The sequence below is a fragment of the Longispora fulva genome, from assembly GCF_015751905.1.
Taxonomy (GTDB): Bacteria; Actinomycetota; Actinomycetes; order Mycobacteriales; family Micromonosporaceae; genus Longispora; species Longispora fulva.
Map to the genome: position 1 here is coordinate 3,243,164 of NZ_JADOUF010000001.1, position 19,103 is coordinate 3,262,266.

The 19,103-nt window shown below is 72.7% G+C and carries 10 protein-coding genes; 8 read left to right on the forward strand and 2 right to left on the reverse strand.

What is annotated here, in order from left to right; all coding sequences use genetic code 11:
* The first annotated feature begins 10 nt into the window (after window positions 1-10).
* From IW245_RS14270 to IW245_RS14295, 6 genes are read left to right on the forward strand one after another with little or no spacing between them, the layout of a single operon-like run.
* Entirely contained in the window at window positions 11-5,440 is a 5,430-nt protein-coding gene (locus IW245_RS14270) for a type I polyketide synthase (RefSeq protein ID WP_233473011.1), read from the forward strand.
* Entirely contained in the window at window positions 5,440-5,622 is a 183-nt protein-coding gene (locus IW245_RS14275; protein ID WP_197003657.1) for an MbtH family protein, read from the forward strand. Before IW245_RS14270 ends, IW245_RS14275 begins: the two co-directional genes overlap by 1 nt.
* Window positions 5,619-7,232 (forward strand): condensation domain-containing protein, encoded by a 1,614-nt coding sequence (locus IW245_RS14280; RefSeq protein WP_197003658.1) that lies wholly within the window; start codon window positions 5,619-5,621, stop codon window positions 7,230-7,232. Before IW245_RS14275 ends, IW245_RS14280 begins: the two co-directional genes overlap by 4 nt.
* Window positions 7,229-12,718 (forward strand): non-ribosomal peptide synthetase/MFS transporter, encoded by a 5,490-nt coding sequence (locus tag IW245_RS14285; RefSeq protein WP_197003659.1) that lies wholly within the window; start codon window positions 7,229-7,231, stop codon window positions 12,716-12,718. The genes IW245_RS14280 and IW245_RS14285 overlap by 4 nt, the downstream gene beginning before the upstream one ends.
* Window positions 12,715-15,114 carry a non-ribosomal peptide synthetase gene (locus IW245_RS14290; RefSeq protein WP_197003660.1) on the forward strand — a complete coding sequence of 800 codons (2,400 nt, stop codon included), beginning with the start codon at window positions 12,715-12,717 and terminating at the stop codon, window positions 15,112-15,114. The genes IW245_RS14285 and IW245_RS14290 overlap by 4 nt, the downstream gene beginning before the upstream one ends.
* A complete protein-coding gene (locus IW245_RS14295; protein ID WP_197003661.1) occupies window positions 15,111-16,040 on the forward strand; it encodes a TauD/TfdA family dioxygenase in 930 nt (309 codons plus the stop codon). The genes IW245_RS14290 and IW245_RS14295 overlap by 4 nt, the downstream gene beginning before the upstream one ends.
* Here IW245_RS14295 and IW245_RS14300 read toward each other — a convergent pair.
* On the reverse strand, window positions 16,037-16,456 hold the full coding sequence (locus IW245_RS14300; protein WP_197003662.1) for a GNAT family N-acetyltransferase: 420 nt from the start codon (window positions 16,454-16,456) through the stop codon (window positions 16,037-16,039). The two genes, IW245_RS14295 and IW245_RS14300, sit on opposite strands and share 4 nt — an antisense overlap.
* Window positions 16,457-16,496: 40 nt before the next feature.
* Window positions 16,497-17,816 carry a serine hydrolase domain-containing protein gene (locus IW245_RS14305; RefSeq protein WP_197003663.1) on the reverse strand — a complete coding sequence of 440 codons (1,320 nt, stop codon included), beginning with the start codon at window positions 17,814-17,816 and terminating at the stop codon, window positions 16,497-16,499.
* A 123-nt stretch (window positions 17,817-17,939) separates the two neighbouring features.
* Here IW245_RS14305 and IW245_RS14310 point away from each other — a divergent pair, with 123 nt between their 5' ends.
* Both IW245_RS14310 and IW245_RS14315 read left to right on the forward strand, forming a co-directional pair.
* Window positions 17,940-18,554, forward strand: a complete 615-nt coding sequence (locus IW245_RS14310; RefSeq protein ID WP_197003664.1) for a hypothetical protein — start codon at window positions 17,940-17,942, stop codon at window positions 18,552-18,554.
* Window positions 18,555-18,651: 97 nt separating this feature from the next.
* Entirely contained in the window at window positions 18,652-19,071 is a 420-nt protein-coding gene (locus IW245_RS14315; protein ID WP_197003665.1) for a VOC family protein, read from the forward strand.
* The last annotated feature ends 32 nt before the right edge of the window (window positions 19,072-19,103 follow it).

A 19,103-nucleotide genomic window follows, 5' to 3' on the forward strand; every position in this document is an offset into this window, starting at 1 on the left:
CGAAGCCGCAGTGGAACCCATCGCCGTCATCGGCATGGCCTGCCGCCTGCCCGGTGCCGGCTCGCTGGCGCAGTTCTGGCGCAATCTCGTGGAGGGCGTCGACGCGGTCCGCGACTTCACCGTCGAGGAGCAGCGGGCCCTCGGCGTGTCCGAGGAGGACCTCGACGATCCCGGGTACGTGCGCACGTCGCTCGTCCTCGACGACATGGAGAACTTCGACGCGCAGCTGTTCGGGATCTCCCGGCGCGAGGCCGAGCTGCGCGACCCGCAGCACCGGCTGTTCCTGGAGCTGGCGCACACCACCCTGGAGGACGCCGGCTACGACCCGGCCCGCTACGACGGCGAGATCGGCGTGTACGGCGGGGTCGGCGCCGACGAGTACCAGTGGCGCAACATCCGCCGCAACCCGGCAGTCATGGACGCCGCCGGCAACCTGTCGATCCTGACCGGCACGCACCCGGACTACCTCGCCACCCACGCATCGCACAACCTCGGCCTGCGCGGCCCGAGCCTGACCATGCACTCGGCGTGCTCGACCACACTGGTCGCGTTCCACATCGCGTGCGAGGCGCTGCGCAACGGCGAGTGCGACATGGCACTGACCGGTGGCGCGTCGATCGAACTCCCGCACGGGCTGGGCTTCCACTACCACGAGGGCGGCATCCTCGCCGCCGACGGCCGGACCCGCACGTTCGACGCCTCGGCCACCGGCACCCTGTGGGGCAGCGGCGGCGGCGCGGTGCTCCTCAAGCGGCTGTCGGACGCCCTCGCCGACGGCGACCACATCCGGGCGGTCGTGCGGGGCAGCGCCGTCAACAACGACGGCGCGCACAAGGTGAGCTTCTCCGCCCCCAGCATGGAGGGCCAGGCGATCGTCGTCGCGCAGGCCCTGGGCGTCGCCGGGGTGGACCCGCGCACGATCACCTACGTCGAGGCGCACGGCACGGCCACGGCCCTGGGCGACCCGATCGAGGTCAGCGCCCTGTCGAGCGTGTTCGGCCAGGACACCGACGACCTCGGCTGGTGCGGCCTGGGCTCGGTGAAGACCAACATCGGGCACCTCGGCCCCGTCGCCGGGATCGCCGGCGTGATCAAGACCGTGCTGGCCATCGAACACGGGCTGATCCCCGCGAACCTGCACTTCGAGCGGCCCAACCCGAAGCTCGCCCTGGAGAACAGCCCGTTCTACGTGAACGCCGCGCTCGCCCGCTGGCAGCCCGAAGGCTTCCCGCGCCGCGCCGGGGTCAGCTCGTTCGGCATCGGCGGCACCAACGCGCACGCCGTGCTGGAGCAGGCCCCGGCCGCCGGGCCCCGCGCCGGCGACGCGCGCCCGACGCAACTGGTGCGGATCTCCGCCCGGACCCCGACGGCGTTGACGGCGCTGACCGAGCGGCTCGCCGAGCACCTCGGCGCCCACCCGGACCTGGACCTGGCCGATGTGGCGTACACGCTGCGGGTGGGCCGGCGCGATCTGCCGCACCGGCTGGCCGTGACCGCCGGTTCGACCGCCGAGGCCGCCGCGGCGCTCGGGGACCGCAAGCGCCGGCTGACCGCGACCGGGCCAGCCCAGGCGCACCGGGTGGCGTTCCTCTTCTCCGGCCAGGGCTCGCAGCACGTGGGGATGGGCGCGCAGCTCTACAGCACCGAGCCCGTGTTCCGCGCCTCCGTGGACGAATGCCTGCACATCCTCGGCGGGGACCTGGGCCGCGAGCTGCGCGACCTGCTGCTGTCCGGTGACGGGGACGCCGCGCGGCTCAACGAGACCGAGGTGACCCAGCCCGCGCTGTTCGTCGTCGAGTACTCGCTGGCGAAGCTGTGGGCGTCGTGGGGCGTCACCCCGGCCGGCATGATCGGCCACTCGATCGGCGAGTACGTGGCCGCGACCCTCGCCGGCGTGTTCCACCTCGCCGACGCGCTGCGCCTGGTCGCCGCGCGGGGCCGACTGATGCAGTCCATGCCGGCCGGTGCGATGCTGGCGGTCCGCCTGGACGAGGCCGAGCTGGCCGCGCGCCTGCCCGAGGGGCTGTCGATCGCCACGGTCAACGGGCCGGGGGCCTGCGTCGTGGCCGGCCCGACCCCGCTGGTCGAGGAATTCGCAGCGGCACTCGGCGCCGACGGGGTGGGCAGCAAGGCTCTGCGCACCTCGCACGCCTTCCACTCGCCCATGATGGCGCCGATCCTCGGCGAGTTCCACGAGCTGGTGGCCGGGGTGGAACGGCGCGTGCCGCAGGCGGCGTTCCTGTCCAACCTCACCGGGGACTGGATCAGCCCGGCGGACGCGACGGACCCGTCCTACTGGGCCCGGCACCTGCGCGAGGCCGTGCGGTTCGGCGACTGCGTGACCCGGCTGCTCGCCGACGGGGACTGGCTACTCGTGGAGTGCGGGCCGGGCCGGCAGCTGGCCGGACTCGCCCGGATGCACACGCCGAAGGGCGGGGTCGCACCGCTGGCGAGCCTGCCGGCCCCGGGCGAACCGAAGAGCGACCTGGACACGCTGTACGCGACGGCCGGTCAGCTGTGGGCGTGCGGGGTGGCCCTCGACGCGTTCGGGGACACCGGTTGCCGGGTGCCGCTGGTGCCGTACCCGTACGAGCGCAAGCGGTACTGGATCGAGCCGACCGTCGCCGACTTCACCGCCGCGGCCGCCGCGCCGTCGGGTCCGCGCCCGGTCGAGCAGTGGTTCACGGTCCCGGTGTGGCGGCAGCAGCCGCCCACGGCGCCGGGTGCCGCCCCCGACCGGGCCCTGGTGTTCGGCGACGACTCCGACCTCGCCGACGGACTGCGCGCCGCGGGGACCGAGGTCGTGCTGGTGCGCCCCGGGCCCGCGTTCGCCAGCACCACCGACGGGTACACCGTCCGGCCCGCCGAGGCCGGCGACTACGACCTCCTCGTCGCCGACCTCGCCGCCACCGGCGGGTGGCCGTCGCGGGTGGTGCACGCCTGGGCGCTGTCCGGTCAGACGGCCGCCGGGGACCCGCAGCTCGCCTGGCAGGCCCAGGACCTGGGCTTCTTCAGCCTGCTCCGCCTCGTGCAGGCCGTGGCCGGCGCGCAGCTGGCCGTGCACGTGGACGTGGTCACCCGCGGCACCCAGGACGTGACCGGCGGGGACGCCACCCGCCCGGAGCACGCGACCGTGGCCGGGATCGCCAAGGTGGTGCCGCTGGAGTACCCGGCAGTGACGGTTCGCCATCTCGACGTCGCCGACGCCGGCCGCACCGGCGACCTGGTGGCCGAGCTGTGCCGCGTACCCGCCGGCCCGGTCGCCCTGCGCGCCGGCCGCCGCTGGACGCAGGAGTACGAGCAGGTCACGGTGCCGGCCGCCGAGGGCGGACTGCGCGAGGCCGGCGTCTACCTGATCACCGGCGGCCTCGGCGGACTCGGCATCACCCTGGCCGAGGACCTGGCCCAGCGGGTCCGGGCCCGGCTCGTCCTGCTGGCCCGCTCGCCGCTGCCCGCGGAGGAGGAGTGGGACCGGCACCTGGCCATCCACGGCACCGCCGACCGGTCCGGCCGCGCGATCGCCGCGATCCGCCGGATGCGGCAGGCCGGCGCGGAGGTACTGGTCCTCGACGCGGACGTGACCGACCCGGCCGACCTGCGGCGGGTGCGCGATCAGACCCTGGCGGCGTACGGGCGGCTCGACGGGATCGTGCACGCGGCCGGCGTGCCCGGCGGCGGCATGGCAGAGGTGAAGGAACGGGCGGCGGCCGAGGCGGTCCTCGACCCCAAGGTGCGGGGCACGCTCGCCCTGCACCGGGCGTTCGGCGATCTGGCCCTGGACTTCGTGGCGCTGTTCTCCTCCGTGACCTCGGTGACCGGCGGCTTCGGCCAGGTCGACTACTGCGCGGCCAACAGCTTCCTGGACTCCTACGCCCGGGGCGCGCACGGCTGGAACGCCCCGGTCACCGCGCTGAACTGGGGCGGCTGGCTCGAGGTCGGCATGGCCGCTGAGGTGGCCGCGCCGGCCGGGTTCCGCGCGATGCAGCGCGGCGACCGGGTCACCCCGGTGGACCACCCGGTGATCACCACCCGGCACGCCCCCGAGGACGGGGAGGTGGCGTGGTGCAGCGGCGTGGTCGCGCCCGACACGCACTGGGTGCTCGACGAGCACCGGATCTCCGGCGTACCCGTCATGCCCGGCACGGGGCACCTGGAGAACGTCCGGGCGGCCTTCGCCGCCGTCAGCCCGGGTGGGCCCGGTCAGTCCGTGGAGTTGCGCGACGTCGTGTTCGTCCGGCCGATGGCGGTCGCCGACGGCAGCGGTGCCGAGGTGCACGTCGGCTTCGCCGACAGCGACGACGGCCTGGACTTCCAGGTCAGCAGCGTGAGCGCCGGCGCGACCGAGGCCCACGTGCGCGGCACCGCCGGCTGGGCCGACGCGGGTCCCGCCCCCACTGTGGACCTGGCGGCGATCCGGTCGCGGTGCCAGCTCGCCGCGCACGACATCGCACCCGGCGGCGACGCCTCCGGCTCCGGGCTGCTCACGTTCGGCGCGCACTGGCGCAGCCTGCGCCGGGTCGAGGTCGGCCAGGACGAGCAGTTCGCCGTGCTGGAGCTGTCCGGCGACGCCGCCGCCGACCTGGGCCGGTGGGTCCTGCAGCCGGCCCTGCTCGACGAGGCGACGGCGTTCGGTGTCACCGGCGAGGGCCAGTACCTGCCGATGGGCTACGGCCGGCTGCTGGTCCGCGCCGCGCTGCCGGCCCGGATCTACAGCCACCTGCGGCAACGGCCCGGCACCAGTGCCGAGATCATCTCCGCGGACCTGTCGCTGTACGACGAGACCGGCCGCGAACTCGTCGCGATCAGCGACTTCGTGCTCCGCCGGATCGACACGGCGGCGATGACCGACACCGTGCGGCAGGGCGCGCACACCGGCGGGGCCCGCCCCGAGGCCGCGGCGTCCACGGAGACCGGGATCAGCCGGGCCGACGGCGCGGAGGCGTTCCGCAGGCTGCTCGCGTGCGACCTCGGCCGCCAGGTCGTCGTCACCGCCCAGCCGTTGGCCCAGGTCTTCGCGGGCGTCGCCAGCGTCACCCAGCAGACCGTCGCCGGCGACCTGGACCCCGTCGTCGGCGAGGCCACCCACCGCGAGGGGTACGTCGCCCCGCGCACCGAACTGGAGACCACCCTGGCCGGGGTGTGGCGCGAGGTGCTCGGAACCGACGCGGTCGGCGCCGACGACGACTTCTTCGAGCTCGGGGGCAACTCCCTGGTCGCGGTGCAGCTGATCTCCCAGATCCGCAAGACGGTCGGGGTCAAGCTGCCGATGCGCAGCCTGTTCGAGACGGCGACCGTCGCCGGCATGGCCGTCCTCGTCCAGGGCCTGCGCGACGTGCCCCAGGCTGCGGCCCCCGAGGCGGAGACCACCATCCCCCGCCTGCCCAGGCCGCGCGCCGGCCAGAACACCACCACCACCACAACAACCGCGAGGGGGCAGTGATGCAGGTCGTCATGAACGACGAGGAGCAGTACTCCGTCTGGGCCGAAGGCCGCGAACTCCCGCCCGGCTGGCGCGCCACCGGATTCGCCGGCACCCGCGAGGAGTGCCTGGCCGAGATCGAGTCGGTGTGGACCGACATGCGGCCGCGCAGCGTGCGGCTGGCGATGGACGGTGCGCGATGACGCACACCCAGGACCTCGACGTGTTCGTCGTGCCGGCCTCCTACGCCCAGGAGCGGGTCTGGTTCGCCAGCCAGATGGCCCAGGACGTGCCGCTGTACCACGTGACGGACAAGATCCCACTGCCCTACGCCCTGTCGTTCGAGCAGATCCGCGACGCGATCGCCCTGGTCTGCGAGCGACACGAGACGATGCGCACCTCGTTCCGGGTGGACGAGGGGGTGCTGATGCAGGTCGTGCACCCGCACGTCGACCTGCCCGTCGCCGAGCTGGACCTGCGGTCGCACCCCAACCCGGCCGGCCGGATCGAGGAGCTGTACGCCGATCTGACCAACGTCGAACTGTCCCTCGTCGACCCGCCACTGTGGCGGGCGACGCTCATCCGGCGCGGCGAGACCGACTGGATGATGCTGTTCGTCGCGCACCACACGCTCATCGACTTCGTCGCCGAGGTGAACCTGCGCACCGAACTGTTCGAGGTGTGCGCCGCCATGGTGGCCGGTCGGGAGGCGGTGCTGCCGGACCTGCCGATCCAGTACGCCGACCACGCCGTGTGGCAGCGCGACCGGATGGAGGGCGGCCGGCTCGCCGAACTGACGGCCTTCTGGCGCGCGGAACTCGCGGACCTGCCGATGGTGCACGGGCTGCCCGCCAGCCGGGCCCGCCCGGCCGACCGGACCTTCGCCGGCGACGACATCGTGTTCCCGCTCGGAGAGAAGATCATCACGGGGGTACCGGCGCTGGCCCGCACGGCCGGGGCCACCCCGTTCATGGTGATGCTCGCCGGCTACGCGGCCCTCGTGCACCAGCTGTCCGGCGCGACGGACGTCGTCGTCGGGGTGCCGGTCGCCGGCCGCGACGCGCCCGAGGTGCGGCCCCTGATCGGGATGTTCGTCAACATGGTGGTGTCCCGGGTCGACGTGTCCGGCGACCCGACGTTCACCGAGCTGCTCGGCCGGGTCCGCGACCGGCTGCTGACCGCCTGGGACTACCAGGACATGCCGTTCCAGAAGCTGGTCGAGGTCCTCGGCGCCCACCGCGCTCCGGGCGTGCCGCCCGTGTACCAGCTCGGGTTCAACTACCTGGACCTGGGCTTCAGCGGCCGGGCCGCCGCGGCGGAGGACGACCTGCTGCTGGAGATCTCCGAGGGCCTGGGCCGGGTGGAGTACAGCACGGACGTGTTCACCGCCGCCGACGCCCAGGCGATCGCCGACGGGTACGTGACCCTGATGTCGGCCGTGATCGCCGACCCCACGGCCCGACTGTCCACACTGGCCACCGTCGCCCGGCCGGCCGACCCGGTCGCCGAGACGCCGGCCGACGAGCAGGCACATGAGTTCGTGGCCCCCCGCACCGCCGCCGAGGAGCTCGTCGCCGAAGTGTGGACCGAGGTCCTCGGCGTGGCCCGGATCGGCGCGCTGGACAACTTCTTCACCCTCGGCGGGCACTCGCTGCTGGCGCTGCGGGTGATCGCGCGGATCAGCGCCGCCATCGAGATCGACCTGCCGATCCAGGCATTCTTCGTCGACACCACGGTGGCCGGGGTCGCCGCGCAGGTGGAGGCCATCTTGTTGCAGGACATGGACGACAACGAAGCCGAAGGGACGCCATGACCGCCGTGGAGAGCGTCGCGGACCCGAAGCGGGCCGCGATGGAGGCCCGGCTGAGGCGCCGGGCAGCACCGACCGAGTCCGCGATCCCGCGCCGGCCGGAGGGCACCGCCCCGCCGCTGTCCTACGCGCAGGAGCGGGTCTGGTTCATGGAGCAGTTCGCGCCCGGCACGGCGGCGTACGGGTCGCCGCTGCTGGTGCGCTACGGCGCGGACCTGGACCTTGAGGCCCTGGCCGCGGCCCTCACCGAGGTGCGCGGCCGGCACGAGAGCCTGCGGATGCGGTTCCCGGCGACCGACGACGGCCGGCCGACGGTCGTCGTGGACCCGCCCGCCGACATGCCGCTGCCGGTGCACGACGCCGCCGACGTCGCCACCGCCGAGAGCGAGATGGCTGCCTCGGCGCTGCGCCCGTTCGACCTGGCCACCGGCCCGCTGATCCGGGCGGCGGTGTGGCGGATCGCCGGGGGCGAACGGTACCTGCTGCTGGTCGACCTGCACCACATCGTCACCGACGGCTGGTCCAACGACACCCTCCTCGCGGACCTGTCGGGCACCTACGAGGGCATCCGCTCTGGCGTCCCGACCACCCGTCCCACCCCGGTGGGCTACGGCGACTTCGCGGCCTGGCAACGCGACCTGATGTCCGGGCCGGGTGTCCGCCGGCACCTCGACTACTGGCTGAAGCACCTGGCTGCCGTGCCGGCGCTGGAACTGCCCACCGACGCGCCCCGCCCGCCGACCCAGTCCTACGACGGGGCCTCGCACCACTTCCGCCTCGACGCCGCCCTGGTCGCGGCGCTGACCGAGCTGGGCCAGGCGCACCGGGCGACCCTGTTCATGAGCCTGCTCGCCGGCTACCAGACCCTCCTCGGCCGCTACAGCGGACAGCACGACTTCGCCGTCGGCTCCCCGGTGGCCGGCCGCTCCCGCCCGGACCTCGACGACGTGGTCGGCATGTTCGTCAACATGCTGCCGCTGCGCGCGGACCTCAGCGGCGACCCGACGGTCGGCGAACTGCTCGACCGGACCCGCGACAGCGTGCTCGACGCGCTCGCCCACCAGGACCTGCCGTTCGAGCAGGTCATCAACGAGCTGCACCTGGTGCGCGACGTCAGCCGGTCGGCGCTGTTCCAGGCCATGCTGGTGCTGCAGAACTACTCCGCGCCCACCGAGCCTGACTCCCCCGACCTGTCCTGGCGGCCGGTCGAGCTGCCGGCGACCCGGTTCGACCTGGAACTGCACGCCTACCCCCTCGACGGCGGCGACCTGCAGTGCCGGTTCGTGTACAACACCGCACTGTTCGGGCCGGACACCGTCGCCCGGCTGGCCGGCGCGTTCGTCACCCTGCTCGCCGATCTCGTCGCCCGGCCCGAAGCGCCCGTCGCGGACCTGGAACTCCTCGACCCGGCCGAACGCGACCTGCTGCGCGGCTGGAACGCCACGGACGTCGCGGCCCGGCCGGACACCTCCCTGCCGGCGCTGTTCGCCGAGCAGGCCCGGCGCACCCCCGACGCGGTGGCCGTGTCCGACGCGGCCGGCTCCCTGACCTACGGCGAACTCGACCGGGCCGCCGACCGGCTCGCGCACCGGCTCGCCGCGCTCGGCGCCGGCCCCGAGACCCTCGTCGGCATCGGCGCGGACCGCGGCGCACGGCTCGTCGTCGGACTGCTGGGCATCCTGAAGACCGGGGCGGCGTACCTGCCGCTGGACCCGGAGTACCCGGACGACCGGCTGCGCTACATGCTCGCCGACTCCGGCTGCTCGCTGCTGCTGGCCGGTGACGCGCTCGCCGCCCGGCTGGCCGGCGGGGACGTCACGCACCTGCGCCTCGACGAGGATCCCGCGGCGCCCGACGGCCCCCTCGACGTGACGGTGCCGACCGACACGGCCGCGTACCTGATCTACACCTCCGGCTCGACCGGCCGGCCCAAGGGCGTCGTCAACGCCCACCGGGGCGTCATCAACCGGCTCGACTGGATGCAGTCCGCGTTCGGCCTCGGGGCCGACGACACCGTGCTGCAGAAGACCCCGGCCGGCTTCGACGTGTCGGTGTGGGAGTTCTTCTGGCCCCTGATCACCGGCGCGCGGCTCGTCATGGCCGCGCCCGGCGGGCACCGCGACCCGGCGTACCTGCGCGAGGCCATCGGGGAGCACGGGGTGTCCACCGTGCACTTCGTGCCGTCGATGCTCACCGCGTTCCTCGCCGACATCGACACCGCCGAGGACCCGGCCGCGGCCGCCGCCCGGTGCTCGACCCTGCGCCGGATCGTGTGCAGCGGCGAGGAACTGCCCGTCGAGATCGCCCGGCGGTGCACCGAGGTGCTGCCGTGGGTGAGCCTGCACAACCTGTACGGCCCCACCGAGGCCGCCATCGACGTCACCGCCTGGCACTGCGCCCCCGAGGCGCTCGCAGGCCGGTCCCGGGTACCGATCGGCGCCCCGATCGCCAACACCCGGGTGCACATCCTCGACGAGCACCTCGCCGAGGTCCCGGTCGGCGCGATCGGCCAGCTGCACATCGGCGGGGTCCAGGTCGCGCGCGGCTACCACCGCAGGCCGGCCCTGACCGCCGAGCGGTTCGTGCCCGACCCGTTCGGCGCGCCCGGCGCCCGGCTGTACGCGACCGGCGACCTCGCCCGGTGGCGTCCCGACGGCCAGGTCGAGTTCCTCGGCCGGGCCGACGGCCAGGTGAAGCTGCGCGGCCTGCGGATCGAACTCGGCGAGATCGAGATGGTGCTCCGCGAGCGCCCCGACACGCGGGACGTGACCGTCGCCGTCGTCGAGGTGAACCCCGGCGACAAGCGGATCGTCGCCTACCTGGTCACCGACGCCGAACCCGACACGGCGGCCCTGCGCGCCGACCTGCTGCTGCGGCTGCCGGACTACATGGTGCCGTCGGCGTTCGTGCGCCTCGAGGAGCTGCCGCTGTCCCCCAACGGCAAGCTCGACCGGGCCCGGCTGCCGCTGCCGGAGGTGTCGACCAGCTCCGACAAGGAGTTCGTCGCCCCGCGCACCGAGGTCGAGATCACCGTGGCCGGCATCTGGTGCGACGTGCTCAACCGCGAACAGGTCGGCATCGACGACGACTTCTTCGCCCTCGGCGGGCACTCGCTGCTGCTCACACAGGTGGCGGCCCGGCTGCGGCCGCTCACCCAGGACACCGGTGTGCGAGTCGGCGTGATGGACCTGTTCCAGAACCCGACGATCCGCGCCCTGGCCGCCCTGCTCAGCGGCGAGGTCGACTCCGGCCCGCGCCGGCTGCTCTACGAGCTGACCAAGCCCAACCCGAAGCCGGAACGCACCTACGTCTGCGTGCCCTACGGCGGCGGGTCGGCGGTGGTCTACCAGACCGTCGCCACCGCCCTGCCCGCCGGCCACGCCCTGCTGTCCGTCGCGATCCCCGGCCACGACGTGGGCCTCGACGAGGACTCGCTGCCCTTCGACGAACTGGCTCGCCGGTGCGCCGACGAGGTCCTCGAACGCGTGCACGGCCCGCTGGTGCTCTACGGCCACTGCGGCGTCGGCGGCGCGCTGATCGTGGAGATGGCCCGCCTGATCGAGGCCGCCGGCCGCGAGGTGGAGGCCGTCTACGTCGGCGGCGTGTTCCCGTTCGCCAAGCCCACCGGCCTGCTCACCCGGTTCAACACCTGGCTGGAGGACCTGGCGGGCAACCGCAACTACACCAACTGGCTCAAGTCCATGGGCGTCGACATGGACGAGCTGGACCCGGTGCAGGCAGACCGGATCATCAGCAACATGCGCAGCGACGGCAAGAACGCGGAGGCGCACTTCACGGCGCTCATGGCCACCGACCCGGTCAAGCTCAAGGCCCCGATCATCTCCGTCGTCGGCGAGCGCGACCCGATCACCGACTACTACCAGGAGCGCTACCGCGAGTGGCGGTTCCTCACCGACACCGTCGCCGTGGTGGTGCTGGACGAGGCCGGGCACTTCTTCCTCCGGTACCGGGCCGAGGACGTCGTGGAGATCATCACCAGGACGCACCTGGACCTGCCGGCGGAGTCCGCGCAGCTCGAGCCGCCGACAGCCGAGCCTGGGGCGCCGCAGCGGCGGTGGTGGCTGTCCGGGGTGGCCCGCGCCGGTCAGAGCGCCGACCTGGGCGCGCCGGCCGAGCCCACGATGCGCAAGTTCTCCCTGGTGTCCCTCGGCCAGCTGGTGTCGGTCACCGGTTCCCTGCTGACGGCGTGGGCGATCCCGGTGTGGCTGTACGCCACCACCGGTTCCCTGCTGACCATCGGCATCTCCGGCGTCACCGTGGTGCTGCCGATCCTGTTGGCCACCCCGATCGCCGGAGCACTCGCCGACCGGTACGACCGCCGCAAGCTGATGATGGCCGCCGGCTGCACGGCCGGCCTCGTCGAACTCCTCTTCGCGATCCTGCTGCTGCGCGGCGACCCACCGGTCGTCGCCGTGTACGCCGTCGTGCTCGTCGTGTCCTTCGCCGGCACGTTCCAGCGGATCGCGTTCTCCGCGTCGATCCCGCAGCTGGTGCCCAAGCGGTTCCTCGGGCACGCCAACGGGGTCGCCCAACTGATCAACGGCACGGCGATGCTGTTCGTGCCACTGATGGCCGCCGGACTGCTCGCAGCGATCGGCCTGCGCGGCATCCTCTACATCGACGTCGTCAGCTACGCGTTCGCACTCAGCGTGCTGGCCCTGGTGAAGTTCCCGAACCTGATGGGCCGGATCCGCAAGGAGACCTTCGGCGAACAGGTCCTCGGCGGCCTGCGCATCTACTGGGGCGCACCGGGCTTCCGGGCCTCCATCCTGGTGCACGGCTTCAGCAACCTGCTCTACGCCGCCCCGGTCCTGCTCGTGCCCCCGCTGGTACTGGCCGCGGGCAGCACCGCCGATGTCGGCAAGGCGGCGTTCGCCGAGGGCCTCGGTGCCGTCGTCGGCAGCCTCGCCATGACGATCTGGGGCGGCCCGAAGGCCCGGCGGATGGTCGGCAACCTGCTCGTCATCGCCGCGTCCGGCCTGTTCGTGGCCCTGACCGGCCTGAGCGGCAACCTGTTCGTGATCATGGCCGGCGCGTTCGGCACCGGACTGTTCCTCGCGATCGCCAACGGCATCTACGTGACGGTGATCCAGGTCAAGATGCCGCAGCGCTTCCACGGCAGGGTCCTGGCCCTCAACCAGACCCTGACCTGGTCGACGCTGCCCATCGGATTCCTGGTCCTGGTCCCGGCCGTGGGCCTCCTGGAGCCGATGATGGCTCCGGGCGGCTCGCTGGCGACCGTGTTCGGCGGCGTGCTGGGCACCGGCCCCGGACGCGGCATCGGGCTGTCGTTCGTGCTGTTCGGGATCCTGATGACCGTCAACGCGCTGCTGGGCCTCACGGTCCGACGGCTGGCCAGGCTCGACATCGAGATGCCCGACTCGCTGCCCGACGACCTGATCGGCGCGCAGGTGCTCGCCGCCCGCGCCGCCGCGCCGGCCGCCGTCCGAGAGAAGGAACTGGTATGACCGTGCTCCCGTCCTGGAGCGGCACCCCTGACGCGCCGCCCGGGACCGTGGCGGTGCCGCCGCCGGCCGGCCTGGCGGCGGCGACCGAGGGGTTCGGCGTGCCCGTCGCGGTGCTGGGGCTGGCCGCCCTGGCCCGGGTCACCGGGCTCATGGCCTCCGAAAACCAGATCGTCATCGGGTACCGGGACACCACCGTCACCGCCACCACCCGCGAGGTCACGTGGCGCGAGCTGGTCACCCAACTGCACGCCCAGACCGGCACCGCGCGGCCCGGTGCGACGGCCGTCGAGCCCGGCGCCGCCGACCCCAGTGCCGCGACCGGCACCGTGGCCTCCGGTGCCGGGACCCCCGTACCCGTCGATGTCGGTTTCGGGGTCGTGCCCGGCGCTGCGCTCACCGTCGACCTCGAAGGCGACCGGCTCCTCGTCCGACACGACAGGCGCGTCGCCGACGACGAGCACGCGGCCCGGATCGCCGGCTACCTGACGACGGCGCTCGCGGCCCTGATCGCGGCCCCGGACGCCCCGGTCGAGGACACCGATCTGCTGTCGGCGGCCGAGCGGCACCACCAGCTGCACGAACGCGGCGGCGAGGTCCGGAACCTGCCGGCCGACCGGTTCCACGAGATCTTCGCCCGCCGCGCCGCCGAACACCCCGACCGGGTCGCGGTCGTGCACTCCGGCGTCACCTACAGCTACGCCTGGCTGAACGCCGCCGCCAACCAGATCGCGCACGCGCTGCTCGCCCACGGCCTCCGGCCCGAGGAGGTGGTGATGACCGCGACCGAGCGCACCCCGCACTGGCTGGCGGCGATCATCGGCATCCTCAAGGCCGGCGGCGCGTACCTGCCGACCGAGCCCGGCTACCCGGCCCCCCGGGTGACCACGGTCCGCGAGCAGAGCGGCTGCCGGATCGTGCTCACCGAATCCGACGTCGACGGCACCCCGGACTACGCGGGGCTCGCCGAGGCACTGCGCGAGCCGGGCGTCGTGGCCCTGCCGATCGCGGACCTCCTCGCGGCCGGGCACCCGGTCACCGACCCGACGGTGGCCGTGGGCCTCGACCAGCTGGCGTACATCTACTTCACGTCCGGGTCGACCGGTCGGCCCAAGGGCGCCATGTGCACCCACCACGGCATGATCAACCACCTGGTCGCCAAGACCGTCGACTTCGAGATCGACGAACACAGCCGGGTGGTACAGAAGGCGCAGCAGACGTTCGACATCTCGCTGTGGCAGCTGATCGCGCCCCTGATGGCCGGCGGCAGCACCCTGATCGCCACCCGCGACGAGATCCTCGACGTGCGCCGGTTCCTCGCCACGGTGTCCGGCGGCGGCGCGACCGTCGTGCAGGTCGTGCCGTCCTACCTGGACGTCATGCTCCGGATCGCCGAGGACTCCGGCGATCCGGTCGACCTCGGCGACGTGCGTTACATCAGCGCGACCGGCGAGGCCCTCAACAAGACCCTCGTCACCCGCTGGTTCGCCCAGTTCCCCGACATCCGGCTCGTCAACGCCTACGGGGCCACCGAGGCGTCCGACGACACCAACCACGAGATCATGTCCGGGGTACCGTCCGAGGACCTCACCCCGGTCGGCCGCCCCGTCACCAACGTCGTCGTCTACATCCTCGACCCCGACGACCGCCTCGTGCCCCTGGGCACCCCGGGCGAGATCGTCGTCTCCGGGGTGTGCGTCGGGCGCGGGTACGTCAACGACCCGGCCCGCACCGCTGACGCGTTCGGCGACGACCCGTTCCGCCCCGGCCAGCGGATCTACCGCACCGGCGACTTCGGCCGCTGGCTGCCCACCGGCTCCGTCGAGTTCCACGGCCGGCGCGACGAGCAGGTCAAGGTCAACGGGATCCGGATCGAACTGGGCGAGGTCGAGGCCCGGATCCTCGAACACCCCCGGGTCCTCGCCGCGGCGGTGGTCATCACGCCCATGCCCGGTACCGGAAAGAGCCTGGTCGCGTTCTACGAGACCGGCGACGGCCTCACCGACGACGAGCTGCGCGTCCACCTGCGCGCGGCCCTGCCGGCGGCCTCGGTGCCCGCCCAACTCGTCGCGGTCGACCGGCTGCCGCTGAACTCCAACGGCAAGGTCGACAAGAAGACCCTGATCGCCCGCGCCCAGGCCCTGCCGACCGGGGCCGCCGTGCGCACCGCGCCGCGCACCCCCACCGAGCACCGGCTCGCGGCGGCCTGGGCTGCGGCACTGGGCATGCCGGCGGAGCGGATCGGCGGCGACGACCACTTCTTCGAACTCGGCGGCGCCTCGCTGTCGGCGCTGCGGATGGTGGCCGAACTCGACGGACTGATCACCCTCCCCCAACTCCTGAGCCACCCCGTGCTGCGCGAACTCGCCGCCGTCGTCGACAAGGAGGCCTCGGCATGACCGCACCCGGCACCATCCGGACGTACGACGCGGCCGACCTCTCCTGGATCCGGGAGAACGCGACCACCCTCACCGACGCCCTGACCAGCACCGGAGCGGTGCTCGTCCGCGGCCTGGCGGTGCGCACCGCGGGACAGTTGGCCGAGGTCCGCGACGCGCTCGGCCTCACCGAGGCCACCGGCCAGGAACGGTTCGCCCCGACCACCGACCTGGGCGGCGGCGTGACGTCCGCGCCCGAGTGGGGCGGCGACCGGGAGATGTGCCTGCACCACGAACAGTCCTTCGCCGTACTGACCCCCCGCGTCCTGCTGATGTCCTGCACCACCGCACCCGCCGACGGCGGCGAACAACTCCTCGGCGACACCCATGCGGTACTGCGCGAACTCCCGGCGGACCTGCTCGCCCGGTTCCGCGCCCACGGCTGGACACTGGAACGCAACTTCCGCCCGTACTTCGGCCTGCCCTGGGGCGTCGCCTTCGGCCTCACCGACCCGACCGGCCTCCCCGCGTACGGCGAAGCGCGGCGGATGGACACCGAATGGCGCGCCGACGGTTCGCTGCACACCACCCAGCACCGGCCGGCCGTGGTCCGCCACCCCGTGACGGGCGCGGAGTGCTGGTTCAACGACGCGGCGTTCTTCAGCCAGTGGAGCGTCGACGAGGCCGAACGCAAGGTACTGCTGTCGTCATTCGGGCCGGGCGGGATCCCGTTCACCACGACCCTCGGCGACGGCACGGAACTCACCGCCGACGAATGGCAGAGCATCCTCGACGCGTACGACGCCGTGACCGTGCGGCTTCGGTGGCAGGTCGGCGACGTGCTGCTCGTCGACAACGTCCGCACCGCGCACGGACGGGCACCGTTCACCGGTCCGCGCGAGATCCTGGTCGCGGCCGCCGACCCGGCACCCGTCGAAGGGGTTTAGCCGGATTCTGAGGAAGCGGCGTCGAGGGCTAACAGACCCGCCCGAGTCGGCTGGAAACCGCACCTGTCCAGGTAGAACTCCCCCAGGTCAGGCTCGAAGTCGACGTGCAGCCAACGACAGCCGGCCGCTGCGGCGTCGGCTGCCGCGGCCACGACGAGCCGCCGGCCGATTCCGTGGTGCTGCCACATCGGATCCACGGCGGTGTCCAGCAGAAACGCGTGGACACCGCCATCCCAACACACCTGGACGAAACCCACCAGCCGCCCAGCGTCGAAGGCGCCCACCCAACTCAGAGCGTGCCTGGTCAGGCGCTCCCGCCACGGGGTCGGCTGAGCGTCGCCGCCGAAAGCCCGCGCGTGCAGCGCGCTGAGGGCCTCATCGTCAACAGGAAAGCGTGACACCAGCTCGACCGACATGCCGCCACGATAGCTCCCATGATCCACAGGATGTGACCGTCTACGAGACTCGGGGGTGGGCGCGGCCGTTGTGGAGGAAACGGCCACCGTCGACGAACGTGATCGTCGGGTGGTCGCCGCCCATGGGCTCGGCCGTCAGGAACATGTCGCCGTCGTAGTGCACATAGCGGACCGTGCTCTCGACTTCGCCCTCCCGGATGCCTTCGCCCGACGGCACCTCCGTGACGGAGACGCCGTCGTCGGTGGCCTCCACCTGGTAGGTCTCCCTCTGGCCCTGGTAGGAGCCGACCAAGGGCGCGACATCCACATGCGACGGCGTCCGTGGCGGGACCGGCAGGGACGGCGGGCGCGCGCCCGTCAGCTCCGTGACCAGACCGTCCACGAGGTCGTCGGACAGCAGCAGGGCACCGCCGACGTTGCCGCTGGCCGCGATGACGAGATCGTGCTCCGGCACGATCCGCAGATAGCAGGACTGGCCGCGATGGTTGCCGCTGTGACCCCACACCGCCGGCCCGCCGAAGTCGTAGATCATGACTCCGAGGCCCCACTGGCGCACCAGAGTGCCGTTGACTGCGGGCACCGCCTGCGCGGTCATGGCCGAGATGATGGAGGTGCCGTCGAGGAACAGTTGACCGAACCTGGCCACATCGCGCGGCGCGGCGCTGACGACCGAGAAAGCCGGCCCGAGGGCGCGGTGCATGGCCCACCGCTCGCCCACCTTCAGCTCCTGGGTCTGTGGATCCTCGAAGTGCCCCGCCGCGACGCGGAACACGATCGCTTCCTCCGGGTACAGCGTGGTGTGGTCGAGGGACATCGGGTCGAGCAGCCGCTCGCGGACGACAGACTCCCACGTGCCGGTGCGCAGCCGCGCGACGAGCGCGCCCAGAACCACGAATCCGCTGTTGCAGTAGGAGAACAGCTCGCCAGGGGCGGCCCACTGGCGCGCGCCCGCGACAACGTCGAGGTACCGGTCGATGCTGTCGTCGCCGCGGCCGGTGTCCTCGAACAGGTCCCCGTCGAAGCCGCCGGTGTGCGTGAGCAGATGCCGCGTGGTGAGCGCGGCGGCCGCCCGCTCGTCGGCGAGACGGAAGTCCGGCAGGTAGCGCCGGACCGGCGCGTCGAGGTCGACCAGGCCTTCCTCGACGAGCTGCATCACCAGCAGCGCCGTGTACATCTTGGTCACGGAGCCGACGTGGAACAGACTGTCGGTGGTCGCTTCCACGCCGGTGGACACGTTGAGGATGCCGGTGGCGGCCTCGGCGAGCATGTCGCCCTGGCGCACGGCGATCGCCGCGCCGGGGATACGTCCCCGTCGCGCCACATCGGCCAGCCGCTCCGCAAGATCGGGTAGGAATGTCATTGCCCGCACGCTAGCCGGCCGCGGCTACCCGCCCCGACGCCTAGTCCGCAACCCGACGGGCACGTTGTGTGAGCTTCCACCGTGGTGGAACTGTGGCAGGATCCCCCGACGAAGGAGACCGCTGTGCAGCCGAAGAAGAAGGCCACGATCGCCGCCAGTCAGGCCGAAGCCGAGTACCTGCTGACCGACTATTGCGAGTCGATCGACTTCAACCCCCAGTGGACCACGCCCGAGAAGTGGGCGGCGTCCCTGCGGATCGCGTGCAACCCGAAGGAGGGCGTGGAGATCGCGCAGGGCACCCTGCTCACCGACATGATGGAGGTGCAGCAGGCCGCGGCCCGCACCGCGCGCCAGGTGGCCTCCCTCCCGGCGTTCACGAACCTGTGCACCTCACTCAACGCCGCAGCGGCGTTCAACGGGCAGCACGTGCAGCACATCCTCACCCACTGCCGCGACCGGTACATCTCGGGCGGTTCGGTCAACCTCGGTTACGGCGTGGTGTTCACCCGCGCCAACTACACCGCCCTCCAGGCCCTGTGGACTCAGGCGGCCACCCCGGCCCGGCAGGGGGTCCCCGTCGCGTTCTTCACGGCGTTCGACTCCGGCGTCCCGCAGAACAAGGCGGCCCTGGGCAAGGGCAGCGTCGGGGCCACGCTCGCCAAGCGCGAATGGCAGGGCAACCTCTTCGTCCGGATCGGCAACGTCCGGTTCAACATGCACATCGACATCGACAAGTAGCACAGCGCACGATCGCGGAGGCCGCGGTCGCGGTCGGTGGGATAGATTCCGGGGAGCGGCCGCAGTCGGGCGGCGCGCGCGACGAAGGGTGTCAGACGTGTCGGGAGCGACCTTCTCCGGGATCCACCACGTAGGGCTGAACGTGAACGACCTCGAAGGCTCCGCGAAGTGGTACGCCGAGGTGCTGGACTTCGCGCCCCTGTTCCCGTGGGACACCGACAGCTTCGACCGGCGGCTCGTCCGGCACCCGAGCGGCGTGATCCTCGGGCTGACCAAGCACAAGCACCCGGACGCCGACGAGGAGTTCAACGAGCGCCGCCCCGGCCTGGACCACCTGTCGTTCGCGGTCGCGACACTGGCGGAGCTGGAGGACTGGCTCGTGCGGTTGACCGACGCCGGGGTGGAGCACTCCGGGATCCAGGTCAGTCCGAAGACGGGGTTCACGGTGATCGCGTTCCGGGATCCGAACAATATTCAGCTGGAGCTCTTCGTGGTGCAGGCGGCTGGCGGACGCTGAGCGGCGGCACCACACACCGACTGTCAGCGCGG

What these genes read in the sequence shown, in the direction of transcription:
- IW245_RS14305 (WP_197003663.1), bottom strand. Translation starts at nt 17,816, where the DNA reads ATGACATTCCTACCCGATCTTGCGGAGCGGCTGGCCGATGTGGCGCGA.
- IW245_RS14295 (WP_197003661.1), top strand. Translation starts at nt 15,111, where the DNA reads ATGACCGCACCCGGCACCATCCGGACGTACGACGCGGCCGACCTCTCC.
- IW245_RS14275 (WP_197003657.1), top strand. Translation starts at nt 5,440, where the DNA reads ATGCAGGTCGTCATGAACGACGAGGAGCAGTACTCCGTCTGGGCCGAA.
- IW245_RS14290 (WP_197003660.1), top strand. Translation starts at nt 12,715, where the DNA reads ATGACCGTGCTCCCGTCCTGGAGCGGCACCCCTGACGCGCCGCCCGGG.
- IW245_RS14300 (WP_197003662.1), bottom strand. Translation starts at nt 16,456, where the DNA reads ATGTCGGTCGAGCTGGTGTCACGCTTTCCTGTTGACGATGAGGCCCTC.
- IW245_RS14285 (WP_197003659.1), top strand. Translation starts at nt 7,229, where the DNA reads ATGACCGCCGTGGAGAGCGTCGCGGACCCGAAGCGGGCCGCGATGGAG.
- IW245_RS14280 (WP_197003658.1), top strand. Translation starts at nt 5,619, where the DNA reads ATGACGCACACCCAGGACCTCGACGTGTTCGTCGTGCCGGCCTCCTAC.